We start from the raw sequence: 10952 nt of genomic DNA, 5'->3' as shown, positions 1-10952 counted from the left end.
GCCACCGTCAGTACCGACATGAAGGCCCGCTCGCGCTCCATCGCGATGTCGCGAATCTGATCGTGAATGGCGCGGCCGGACGGCGTGAGCGTGGCGATTCGCGCCCGTCCGTCCTGCGGATCCAGCGCGAGTTCGATGAAGCCGCGCGCCTGCATGCTCTTGAAACAGCGRCTCATCGAGGCCTTGTCCATGCCGATGATGCCGCAGGCCTTCTGCGCCGAGATGGACCCTTCGATCGCGAGCAGCACCAGGACGCGCCAGCTCTCGATCCCGACATCGAACGCGGCAAGATAGGCCTGCGAGGCCCCGCTCGACAGCTTGTTGGCGATCCAGCTGAGATAGGCGGGCGCGTAGTTGTCCAGATCGACAACGTCGCCCCTTGCTGCCTTGGAAGGGGTCTTGCGCGCGGAAGTGGTCTTGGTACGAGGCATCGAATGAGGACTGGAGTTGCTGGCGCCACTGTAGCCGCCCCGGGAAGCCGTCAGGCTTCGATCGCGCCCGCTGCGGCCTGCTTCTTGAGCAACTCGGCGACGATGCGCCTTGCCCTGTTCGCGCCCGCATCGACGTGGATGTCCGTCCAGGTTGCCCTCTCGCCGAACTCCAGCATGTTCCGGTATTGCGCTTCGATGACGGTGCGGTCCTCGTCGAACGTGAAAGCCGTCTGTTGAATCACGGCGTCGATGTTCTCCGGCATGTCCGGGTGCTTGGTGCTGGCCATGCTCCAGAAGTAGTGGCAGGTCTCGTCGGTTTCCGGGGTGATGCCGTGGAAGCCGCGCATGTGGAAGCCGCCGCGTTTGGGATCGTCGATGGCGTCGGTGCCCGGCTCCACGGCACCGGTCCAGATGCGCAGGTGGGTGAGATCGAATTCGATCTCCTGCCAGCGCTCACATTTCTCGCCGAAGGGCCAGGCGGCGCGGTAGGTCGGCGGTGGCGACGAATTGGGCATCAGGCGCACGACCTTGACCTGCTCGCCTTCGGATGACACCTTCATGGGTGCGTTCATGTGCAGCTTGGCGTCACCACCGATGGTCTGCAGATGGACATAGCCCAGGTGGCTCAGGTCGAGCAGGTTGTCGTGGATCAGCTGCCAGGGTGACTTGTAGTGGTAGTTGCCGCTGCCGAACTTGAAGCGAGGGTCGTCATGGAACGGATAGTCCGGCGCTGGGCGCACCGGCATGGCGGCTTCATCCCGGGGCATCCAGATCCAGATGATCTGGTTCTTCTCGACCACGTGGTAGGCCTTGACCCTGGCCTTGGCCGGGATGCGCTCCTGGCCGGGAATCTCGATGCATTGCCCATTCGGTGCGTACAGGAGGCCGTGGTAGCCGCAGCGCACGCCAGCGCCTTCGACCGTCCCGCACGACAGCGGCAGCGAACGGTGGCAGCAGCGGTCTTCCAGCGCCGCGACCTGCCCATCACCCGTGCGGAAGAGGACCACCTTCTGATTCAGGAAGGTCCGGGCAATGGGTTTGTCCGTGAGTTCGGACGAGAAGCCTGCCACATACCACTGGTCGAGTAGAAAGCGACTGGCATCGGCGTTCTCGGTCACGTTCTTGATGGGAATGCAGGTCGTCGTCATTCAGATTCTCCTTGGGGGGAAGAGTGGCAATTCAAAGGTCGAGCACCAGGAGCGGGGACAGGGCTCGCGAACAACATGGCGTGAACTGGTCGTTCGCCGCGCGCTCGGAATCGGTCAGGAAGGTGTCGCGGTGATCGGGGGTGCCTTCCAGCACACGCGTCAGGCAGGTCCCGCAAACGCCGGCTTCACAGGATGTCGGCACTTCCACGCCGTGCGCCGCCAGCACCTCGATCACGGTCTTGCCGGCCGGCACCCGGCAGCTCAGGCCGGTGCTTGCAACGCGCACCTCGAAGCTCTCGTCGGTTGCCGATGCGGTGTCAACGCCGGCGAAGTATTCGCGATGCAGCTGCCCTTCGGGCCAGCCCTGCCGCCTGGCAGTCTCCAGCACATGGTCCATGAAGCCGGTCGGTCCGCACACGTAGAGGTGGGTGCCATCGGAAGGGTTGGCCAGCACGCGCTGCGCATCGAATTTCTGCTCGGGAATGTCGTCCGCATGGAGCGCCACGCGGCTCGCGAAGCCCGCCGCCCCGATCTCTTCGAGAAAGGCCATGCGGCTCGCGGAACGGCCGCAGTAGTGCATCTCGAAAGGCCTGTCGCAGGCGTGCAGGGCGCGGGCCATTGCCAGGATCGGCGTCACGCCGATACCGCCTGCCAGCAGCAGGCTTCGCGCAGCCTCTGCCAGGGGGAAATGGTTGCGCGGCGAACTCACGCGCAGGAGGTCGCCGATCTGCACCCGCTCGTGCATGCCGGCTGATCCGCCGCGTGACTGCGCCTCGCGCAACACCGCGATGCGATAGCGGTTTCGCTCCGAAGGATCGTTGCTGAGGGAGTACTGGCGTATCAGCGAAGGCGCCACGTGGACGTCGATGTGCGCGCCGGCCGAGAAAGCGGGCAACGCGTCCCCGTCGACCGGCACGAGTTCGAAACTGCAGATGCCGTCTGCCTCTTCGACTCGCCGAGCGACACGAACCATCAATTCATTCGTCATGGAGTTTCATCGCCTCTTCGCCGCAGTCGGCCGGCTGCCCTGTGAATCGCGTGCGCACGTAGTCCTGCGTGGAGGCTTCCACCGCCGGGAGGTTTGCGTGAAGGCGGCGCAGCAATCCGAGCAGCACCTCCACTTCGTTGTCTTCCAGGACTGACAGGAAGGCGCGTTCGCGATCCAATGCCATGCCCATCATCTGGTCGTGCAGATGCCGCCCCTTGGACGTGAGCGCCGCGAGGCGAAGCCGGCCATCGGCACCGTCGAGCTCGGTGCGAATCAGCCCGCTTTCCTGCATGCTCTTGAAGCAGCGGCTGACCGAGCCCTTGTCCATGCCGATGACGACCGACACCTGCTGCGCCGAGATCGCACCCTCGGTCGCCAGCAAGACGAGGCAACGCCAGGTCTCGATGCCGACGTTGAAGGTCCCGAGGTAGTGCTGCGAGGCACCGCGCGACAGCTTGTTGGCGATCCAGGTCAGATAGGCGGGAACGTAGCGCTCCAGGTTCACCGTGTGCGGCGCAGCGCTTGCCTGAGGCGCAGCGACGGTGCTGAGTGTGCGATCGGTCATGTTGCAATGCTCGGCGGCCGCTCAGTGCACGGCCATGCCGACCCAGCGCTCGAGCGTCTCCGGGTCGGCCAACAGCGATGCGGCGTCGGCGTTGTGCACCACCGTCCCGTGGTCCAGGATGAGGGCACGCTCCGCGTAAGCCAGCGCCTCGTCCACCTGCTGCTCGACGATGACGACGGCAATGCCGGTCTCCCGGCTCAGGTTGCTGAAGGCGCGCAGCAACTCCTGCCGGATCAGCGGCGCGAGGCCCTCCAGGGGCTCGTCGAGCAGAAGCAGCGAGGGCCGGCCGAGCAGGGCCCGGGCGACCGAAAGCATCTGCTGCTCGCCACCCGACAGCTGGGTGCCCCCGTTGCGCCGACGCTCGGCGAGCCGCGGGAACAGGGCGTAGGCCTCGTCCAGCGCCCCGCGCGGCCGCCGCTTGAGGCCGGCCAACAGGTTTTCCTCGACGGTCAGCGATGGAAAGATGTCCCGTGTCTGCGGCACGTAGCCCAGGCCGAGGTCCGCACGCTGGTGCGGCGCAAGCGCCGAAATGTCATCCCCGCAGAACGTGATCCGGCCACTGCGAAGCGGCACCAGGCCCATGATGGCTCGCAGCGCGGTGGTCTTGCCCACGCCGTTGCGCCCGACCATCGCCAGGCGCTCCTGATCCGCCATTTCGAATGACAGGCCGTTCAATACGGTGGTGGGACCGTAACCCGCCACCACGCCCTCGAGCTTGAGGATCGATCTCGCCATGTTCAGTTTCCCAGGTAGGCTGCCCGCACCATGGGGTCGCGGCGGATGTCGTCGGGGGAGCCGTCGGCCAGCACCGCGCCGTCGGCCAGCACCAGGATGCGGTTGGCGAAGCGGAACACGAGGTCCATGTCGTGCTCGATGATGAGCACGGCCAGGTCTCGCGGCAGTGCGTCCAGTGCCGCGAGCAGGCGCGCGCCATCGCCCTTGGGGACACCGGCCATCGGCTCGTCCAGCAGCAGGACCTTGGGCCGCAGCGCCAGTGCCAGCGCCATCTCGATCAGGCGCTGCTCGCCATACGCAAGGTCCTGCGTCGCTGTGCTTGCATGCGCATTCAGGCCGAAGCGAGAGAGGATCTCCCGTGCCTCCGCTTGCAGGGTGGGGTACGCATCGATGCTGCGCCACATCCCGCCGGTCAACCGTTCGCGCTCGAACAACGCGAGCTCGATCTGGCGCTGCACCGCGAAGTGCGGCGCCAGCGTCGTGATCTGGAAGGTGCGGGCCAGGCCGGCGCGCACCCGCTGGGCCTGGTTCAGCCGCGTGGCGTTCTCGCCGCGGAGCCAGATTTCGCCCGCGTCGGAGGCCAGGACGCCGCTCATTTGATTGACCAGCGTGGTCTTTCCCGCACCGTTGGGACCGATCAGCGCCATGCGGTCGCCGGCGCTCAGCGCAAACGACACACCACGTGTCACGTGGAGGCCACCGAAGCGCTTGTCCAGGGATTTGAGCTCGAGCAGGACGCTCATCGCACACCTCCGGCACGGCGACGCAGCCAGGCCCAGGCCTTGGCCGGCGACACCAGGACGACCAGCATCAGCAAGGCGCCGACCACGAACAGCCAGTGGTAGGGATTGATGGAGGCCGCCGTGTGGTGCAGCAGCGTGAACACTGCAGCGCCGACCAGCGCGCCGGTGAGCCGCCCTGCCCCGCCGAGGATGAGCATGACCAGTGCCTCGGCGGACAGCGCGAACGACAGGCTGTCCATGCCGACGACCGCATTGGTCTGCGCCGACAGCGCCCCGGCGGCACCGGCAACGGCGCCGGCGACCGTGTACAGGACCAGGAGCCGTGCGAACACCGGAGTGCCCAGCGCCGCCATCCGGGCGCGGTTCTCATGGATGCCGCGCACGGCGAGGCCGAACGGCGAATCGACCAGCCGGCGCGCGACGTAGAAGAGAACCACCAGCACGGCCAGCGCATAGAGGGCCGCGACCCGACCCTCGAGATCGAAGGCAAAACGCCCCAGCACAGGCCCCATGACGAAGCCGGACAAGCCGTCGTCGCCACCCGTCCAGTCGCGCGCCTTTTGCGCCAGGTTCAGCAGGATCTGCGACACCGCGACCGTGAGCATCAGGAAGGTGAAGCCCTGGTAGCGCAGCAGGAACGCGCCCGACAGCAGCGCCAGGCCCGCGCCGGCGGCGATGCCGACTGCCAGGCCGATCAAGGGGTCGGGGTGGACCTGCAGCGCGAAGATGCCCGCGGCATAGGCGCCCATCCCGAACAAGGCGGCATGGCCCAGGGTCGCCAGGCCGGCGATGCCCACCACGAGGTCCAGGGACAGCACGAACAGCGCGGTGATGAAGATGCGGGTCAGCAGGCCCAGCTGCTCCGGCATCCAGGCGCAGGTCGACAAGCCGATCACGAGAAGCGCAGCGGGCGCGCGCCAGGCCGGCGCGCAGCGCGGAGCGGCGGCTTGCTGCGGCGGCACCGCGAGCGCCGGCGTTGTCGTCATGGTGTTCATCGTTTCAGCAGGCCATCGGGACGCCAGGCCAGCAATGCGGCCATGGCAACAAAGAAGAAAAGGCTTCCCCATTCCGAGGCGAGGTACTTGCTGGCGGTTTCAATGACGCCGAGCAGCACGGCCGCAACCAGCGAGCCGGTGATGCTGCCCATGCCACCCACCGCGACGACCACCAGGACCAGCACCAGGTACTTGAGGGCGTAGTAGGGCTCCAGCGGCATCAGCTCGGCGCCCAGAATGCCACCCAGGCCGGCCAGGGCTGCCCCGGCGGCGAAGCTCGCGCATTGCACCGTCCGAATGGGAATGCCCAACGTCGAGGCGGTGCCACTGTGGTCGACGGCCGCACGCAGCCAGATACCGAAGCGCGTGCGTGTGACCGTCCAGGCCGTCAAGGCGGCCACTGCACAGCCGGCAGCGATGACCAGCAGGCGTTGGGTGGGCAGCGTGCGAAAGCCCAGATCCACCGAGCCCRCCAGCAAAGGCGGCAGCGGGATCATCTGCACCTGGGGGCCGACCAGCGCGTTGGTGGCGGCGATCAGCACGAAGCTCAGTCCGATCGTGAACAGCACCTGATCGAGTTCCTTGCGGCGGTACAGGTGACGCAGCACGAGCAGCTCGAGCACGGCGCCCAGCAAACCCGTCGCCACGATGGCCGCGGGCACGGCAAGCCAGAAGCTCCATTGGGCTTCGCGGGTCAGGAGAGCGGCGCAGTAGCCGCCCACCATCGCGAAGGCGCCATGGCTCAGATTGACGAAGCGCATCAGACCGAGCGTCACCGACAGGCCGACGGCAATGACGAACAGCACCATGCCGTAGGCCAGCCCGTCGATCAGGATGTTGAGGAAAGTGTTCACGGGACGGAACTCAGGGGATGCGATGCGGACAGGAGTTCACTTCTCCAGGCCGAAGTCGGTCTGGGGCCCGAAGCTCTGCAGCTCCTTGTTGACCAGTTGGTCGCCCACCTTCTCCACCTTGCGCAGATAGACGTTCTGCACGATGTGACGCGTCTTGGGATCGATGTTCACGGGTCCACGGGGGCTTTCCCACTTGAGGGTGCGGGCGGCGGCGAGCGCCTTGGCACCGTCCTTCTTGCCGCCCGTCGCCTCGATCATCTGGTGGATGACGTACATGCCGTCCCAAGCGCCGACCGATGCGTAGTTGGCGACGGCGTTCGGATCCCGCTTCTTCAGCGCGTCGACGAATTTCTTGTTCTCAGGCGAGTCGTGCGCGCCTGAATAGTGGAAGGCCGTGGTCAGGCCCAGCGCGGCGGCACCGAATTTCTGCAGGTCGAACTCGTCGGTCTCGGCGCTTCCGAGGAACTGCACGCCGGCCTTGGCCAGCCCGTTCTCGTTGTAGGCCTTGACGAAGCCCAAATTGGGTGGGCCGCCGGGGAGGAAGGTATAGACCGCTTGCGCGCCGCTCGCCTTGATGCGCTGCACGAAGGGGCCGAAGTCGGTGGTGGCCATCGGCATGCGGATGCTCTCGACCACCGTCCCGCCCTGCTTGGTGAACTCGCTCTTGAAGGCCGTCTCGGCGTCGATGCCGGGCCCGTAGTCGGTGACGGCCGTGACGATCTTCTTCATGTTCTGCTTCGCCGCCCATTGCGCGGCCGGCACGGTGACCTGCCACAGCGTGTAGCTCGTGCGGACGAAGAACTCGGACTTCTCGGTGATGGCCGAAGTCGCGGCATTGAAGATGACCGTCGGCGTCTGCGACTGCTGAATCAGCGGCGCCACCGCCATGGCATTGGGCGTGAACACGAACCCGCCCAGGTAGTCCACCTTGTCCTTGACGATCAACTCCTGAACCAGGGTCTTGGTCAGGCTTGGATTGGGTCCTCCGGTGTCCCGGTAGATGAACTCGATGTCCTTGCCGGCCAGTTTGCCGCCCTGGCTGGCGACATAGCTTTCCGCGGCAGCCTTGAACAGGGACCCGTAGTGCGCGAACGGCCCCGAAAAGGGTCCGATGATCCCGACCTTGACGGCTTGCGCCATGGCCTGGGGTGCGGCGAGCGACAGCCCTGCTGAGGCGAAGAGTGCACACGCAATGGCGCGACGGTTGAGTTTCATCGTGGTCTCCAGTTGTGGGTCTGCCTGTGCAGCGGCCGTGGTTCCTGCTCAGGCTGGACGTGATTGTGATTGCCATATCAACTAGTTGCAATGCCAACTAGTTGGGGGTTTACCCTAGAAGGCGTGGGGAGCGGCCCTGCACAATCGTCGAGAATCCCGGCGACCACCCATTCCACGGACGGGGTCGCCCGGCTGGAGCGCCAACTCGGCACATCCTGCGATACGCAGCGCTATACCCAACGCTGGACGGCTTCGGCGGTGTCGCTCGGCTTGGTGTTGAAGCAAATTCGGGCCTGAGGTGCAGCTCGATGCACCACATTGACCAGTTGCTCGAAGAGAAGAAAGTAAGCGGGGATGGCCCGGATGCCCGCACCGATGACCACGCAGTCGAACGGCTTTTCGGAGAGCTTCCGGGCAACCACATCTGCAGCCGTATCCCCGAGGTCCGTCAGGCAGAGTTCCGCTTCATAGCCCAGTGCGGCAAGTCTTGCCTGGTCCGCCCCAAGCCCAGAGCGAACCTTGTCTGCGTTCATGTCCGGCATCGTGCTGAAGTCGACCAGGTCCGGCTCCAACCCGATCACCAGCACCAGCGTCTTCTTCATTCGCGCCCGATCACAAGTCGCAATCGATGGTTCGCAGTTGCCGTCAATGCGCTGGCCTAACTCTTCTTGGAGGTCTTTGCGAAGAACTGCGTCGGCTGATGCTGAACGGCCTCACTGTCGCATTTGGGGCAACGCAAGCGAGCAGTCTCATGCTCAGCGACGTGTTCGATGTGCTCGAAAACCTCGCCGCACTTTGTGCAACGATACTGGTACGTAGGCATGGCACTTCTCCACCGCAGGGACGGAGGCAAGCGCCCGCCCCTAGCGTCTTATCCTACGACGATGGCGCCGCCTTGGAAACCCTTTTTCGGTCGAGGTCGGCCAGTGGCCGGCCGACTGCCGACCACGGCATGATGGCCGCCAAGCTCGACCTCAATGGCTCCCGATGCGGTGAACCTCCAGATCCGGATTGAAATGAATCGACGACACCTTCTCATGCTGGCCGGCTTGCAGTCGGCCTTGACGCTTTCGGCCTGCGGCAAGCGCAAGCCTTCTGTTGCGGCGCTGAAATCCGATGCGCGTGTCCTGGCGCTGGGCGACAGCTTGACCATGGGCTATGGCGCCACGCCCGAGCAGGCCTGGCCAACGCGACTGGCGCAATTGACGGGCTGGCAGGTCGACAATGAAGGCGTCAGTGGCGACACCTCCGCCGGTGCGTTGCAGCGCCTGGAGGCATTGCTGGCGATGAACAGCTACGACGCGGTTCTGGTCGGCATCGGTGGGAACGACATGCTGCGCGGCATCTCGCAGCAGACCACGACGGACCACGTGGCGGCGATCGTGCGCATGGCACTCGCGCACACGCCTTACGTGGCGGTGATCGCGACGCCCGCGCCCGAGCCGCTGCGCGCGACCGTCGGTTCCCTCAGCGATGCCGGCTTCTACGAAGTGGTGGCGAAGGCCGAGAAGGTGCTTCTGATACCGGACGTGTACGCCGCCGTTCTGTCGGATGCGGCACTGCGGTCGGACCGCATTCATGCGAACGCGCAAGGCTACGCGGTGGTGGCGCAGCAACTGGCYGACAAGCTGAAGGCGGCGGGCTGGCGCTGAGAGGGAAGGTCCATGTCGGGCCTATTTCTTCGCCGCGCCGCTGTCGAGCCCCAGGATCACGACCTTTGCATGCCTCGGCTTCGTGGGCCAGGCGACCATGGTGAAGCCCTCCGCCACCGCAACCTTCTGTACGCCGTCGACGGCGTACGTGATCACGCCGCCCCCGATTCCGCCGCCACTTCCGAGCGGCCCTCCCCAGAGTTTCTGTCCGGTGGAAGCATCCAGCGCATAGAAATTGCCTCCGAGGTCGGCGAAGAACACGATGCCACCGGCCGTCGGCGTGATCGCTGCGACGACGGGATAGTTGGACTTGACGCGCCATTTCCAGACGCCGGTGTCGGCATCGCTGGCGTAGACCCATCCAGCCCAATGTCCGTCGGTGCGGTCTTCCTTGCCGAACATGTTGATCGGGTTGAGGGTTGCCATTCCGGTCCAGGGCTGGCCGACAGCCACCGACCGCAGCCTTTCATCGGTCTTGATCTTCACGGTATCGCACCAGTCCACGGTGCCGGTGATGATGAGGTTCGTGGTCGGATCGAAGCCGGGGGTGTTCCATTCGGTGCCTCCGACCGGACCCGGACAGAAGTGAACGTCCTGGCCGACGGCGAACGTGCCCTCGGCATTCTCGATCGTCGTGACCGGCACGCGGTAGAGCAGCTTGTTGCCTGGGAGCTCGTAGCCGTAGAGGTGCCCATCCTTCGGCGCGAGCGACATGATCTGCTTGCCGCCCATGGTTTGATGCAGGATCGGCGGACTGGACACGTCCCAGTCATGCCAGTCCTTCTTCACGACCTTGAAGTTTTTCTTGTAGTCGCCTGTCTTGGCGTCGAGCACCACGACCGAATCCGTGAAGAGGTTGTCGCCCTCGCGCGCGCCGGAAGCAAAGTCGGGCGCGGGGTTGCCTCCCGGGACATACAGCAGGCCGTTCCTGGTATCGAGCGTGTAGGAGGTCCAGGTCCCGCCGCCGCTGATGGGTATGCCTGGTGCGTTGTTCCAGGACTTCTCGTCGAGTGGCGACTTGCCCACCGGACCACGGACGACGTCGCCCTCGGTTTTGGGAACGAGGAAGAACTGCCAGACGACCTTGCCGGTCTTTGCGTCGAGGGCGTAGACCTTGCCCTTGCCACCCTTGTAATCCCCGCCGGCATTGCCGACGTACACGAGGCCATCCCACGCGATCGGTGCCGACGGCACCGACTCGCCGCGTTTCGGGTCGCAGATCGTCGTCTCCCACGCCTGCTTGCCGGTCTTGAAGTCGAAGGCCATCACCCGGCAGTCCTGGGTGCCGCGAAACAGCAGGCCGTCCATGTGGGCGGCGCCGCGGTTGGCTGGCAGGAGCGCGCCGGGATAGTCCAGGCGCGTGCGCCAGTTCTCGGCGCACGTGACCGGATCGATGGAGAAGATCTCGAACTCGGCGGTGCCGATCAATGCGTTGTTCACCATGATCAGGCCGGATTCGAAGGCCGTGAACATGCCGAGGTCGTAGGTGCACTGGACTTTCAGGTTTCCGACATTCTTCGTGTTGATCTGGTCGAGCGGCGAGAAGCGCTGCGAGGTGGGCGTCCGGTTGTAGCTCGGCCAGTCGCCGGCCGCCGCGTCGGGCCATGCCGCGTCGGCGGGGAGCGC

Annotated in this window: 13 protein-coding genes; 1 reads left to right on the top strand and 12 read right to left on the bottom strand. The window is 65.5% G+C overall.

Annotated features, from left to right (window positions below; genetic code table 11):
* The 11 genes from AC1D2K_RS19730 to AC1D2K_RS19680 all read right to left on the bottom strand — a co-directional run.
* Positions 1 to 431, bottom strand: a 431-nt coding sequence (locus AC1D2K_RS19730) for a MarR family winged helix-turn-helix transcriptional regulator (RefSeq protein WP_478090523.1), incomplete at its 3' end; no start/stop codon positions are given.
* 50 nt (positions 432 to 481) lie between these two features.
* The gene (locus AC1D2K_RS19725; RefSeq protein ID WP_478090522.1) at positions 482 to 1579 is read right to left on the bottom strand and encodes a Rieske 2Fe-2S domain-containing protein; all 1098 of its coding nucleotides are present in this window, start codon (positions 1577 to 1579) and stop codon (positions 482 to 484) included.
* A 31-nt stretch (positions 1580 to 1610) separates the two neighbouring features.
* On the bottom strand, positions 1611 to 2567 hold the full coding sequence (locus AC1D2K_RS19720; protein WP_478090521.1) for a PDR/VanB family oxidoreductase: 957 nt from the start codon (positions 2565 to 2567) through the stop codon (positions 1611 to 1613).
* Positions 2557 to 3132, bottom strand: coding sequence for a MarR family winged helix-turn-helix transcriptional regulator (locus AC1D2K_RS19715; RefSeq protein ID WP_478090520.1), 576 nt, complete (start codon positions 3130 to 3132; stop codon positions 2557 to 2559). The genes AC1D2K_RS19720 and AC1D2K_RS19715 overlap by 11 nt, the downstream gene beginning before the upstream one ends.
* 21 nt (positions 3133 to 3153) lie before the next feature.
* Positions 3154 to 3867, bottom strand: a complete 714-nt coding sequence (locus AC1D2K_RS19710) for an ABC transporter ATP-binding protein (RefSeq protein ID WP_478090519.1) — start codon at positions 3865 to 3867, stop codon at positions 3154 to 3156.
* A 2-nt stretch (positions 3868 to 3869) separates the two neighbouring features.
* Entirely contained in the window at positions 3870 to 4610 is a 741-nt protein-coding gene (locus AC1D2K_RS19705) for an ABC transporter ATP-binding protein (RefSeq protein ID WP_478090518.1), read from the bottom strand.
* Entirely contained in the window at positions 4607 to 5596 is a 990-nt protein-coding gene (locus tag AC1D2K_RS19700; RefSeq protein ID WP_478090517.1) for a branched-chain amino acid ABC transporter permease, read from the bottom strand. The genes AC1D2K_RS19705 and AC1D2K_RS19700 overlap by 4 nt, the downstream gene beginning before the upstream one ends.
* A gap of 5 nt (positions 5597 to 5601) precedes the next feature.
* Positions 5602 to 6459 (bottom strand): branched-chain amino acid ABC transporter permease, encoded by an 858-nt coding sequence (locus tag AC1D2K_RS19695; RefSeq protein ID WP_478090516.1) that lies wholly within the window; start codon positions 6457 to 6459, stop codon positions 5602 to 5604.
* Between the two features lie 36 nt (positions 6460 to 6495).
* A complete protein-coding gene (locus AC1D2K_RS19690; RefSeq protein ID WP_478090515.1) occupies positions 6496 to 7674 on the bottom strand; it encodes an ABC transporter substrate-binding protein in 1179 nt (392 codons plus the stop codon).
* A gap of 230 nt (positions 7675 to 7904) precedes the next feature.
* Positions 7905 to 8276, bottom strand: coding sequence for a hypothetical protein (locus AC1D2K_RS19685; RefSeq protein WP_478090514.1), 372 nt, complete (start codon positions 8274 to 8276; stop codon positions 7905 to 7907).
* Positions 8277 to 8332: 56 nt separating this feature from the next.
* Positions 8333 to 8497, bottom strand: a complete 165-nt coding sequence (locus tag AC1D2K_RS19680; protein WP_478090513.1) for an FmdB family zinc ribbon protein — start codon at positions 8495 to 8497, stop codon at positions 8333 to 8335.
* 193 nt (positions 8498 to 8690) lie between these two features.
* Between AC1D2K_RS19680 and AC1D2K_RS19675 the strand changes: the two genes are divergently transcribed.
* A complete protein-coding gene (locus tag AC1D2K_RS19675; protein WP_478090512.1) occupies positions 8691 to 9326 on the top strand; it encodes a GDSL-type esterase/lipase family protein in 636 nt (211 codons plus the stop codon).
* Positions 9327 to 9347: 21 nt separating this feature from the next.
* On the opposite strand, the gene AC1D2K_RS19670 is transcribed toward AC1D2K_RS19675, so the two are convergent.
* Positions 9348 to 10952: outer membrane protein assembly factor BamB family protein (locus tag AC1D2K_RS19670; protein WP_478090511.1), on the bottom strand; the 1605-nt coding region annotated here is incomplete at its 5' end.

It is taken from the genome of Variovorax sp. P1_H12_2 (assembly GCF_056405335.1).
This window is presented reverse-complemented; position numbering and strand designations above follow the sequence as displayed.

Excerpts from the sequence above, each read along its gene's own strand:
- AC1D2K_RS19685 (WP_478090514.1), bottom strand. The coding sequence starts at position 8,276 with ATGAAGAAGACGCTGGTGCTGGTGATCGGGTTGGAGCCGGACCTGGTC.
- AC1D2K_RS19710 (WP_478090519.1), bottom strand. The coding sequence starts at position 3,867 with ATGGCGAGATCGATCCTCAAGCTCGAGGGCGTGGTGGCGGGTTACGGT.
- AC1D2K_RS19705 (WP_478090518.1), bottom strand. The coding sequence starts at position 4,610 with ATGAGCGTCCTGCTCGAGCTCAAATCCCTGGACAAGCGCTTCGGTGGC.
- AC1D2K_RS19700 (WP_478090517.1), bottom strand. The coding sequence starts at position 5,596 with ATGACGACAACGCCGGCGCTCGCGGTGCCGCCGCAGCAAGCCGCCGCT.
- AC1D2K_RS19720 (WP_478090521.1), bottom strand. The coding sequence starts at position 2,567 with ATGACGAATGAATTGATGGTTCGTGTCGCTCGGCGAGTCGAAGAGGCA.
- AC1D2K_RS19725 (WP_478090522.1), bottom strand. The coding sequence starts at position 1,579 with ATGACGACGACCTGCATTCCCATCAAGAACGTGACCGAGAACGCCGAT.
- AC1D2K_RS19680 (WP_478090513.1), bottom strand. The coding sequence starts at position 8,497 with ATGCCTACGTACCAGTATCGTTGCACAAAGTGCGGCGAGGTTTTCGAG.
- AC1D2K_RS19690 (WP_478090515.1), bottom strand. The coding sequence starts at position 7,674 with ATGAAACTCAACCGTCGCGCCATTGCGTGTGCACTCTTCGCCTCAGCA.
- AC1D2K_RS19715 (WP_478090520.1), bottom strand. The coding sequence starts at position 3,132 with ATGACCGATCGCACACTCAGCACCGTCGCTGCGCCTCAGGCAAGCGCT.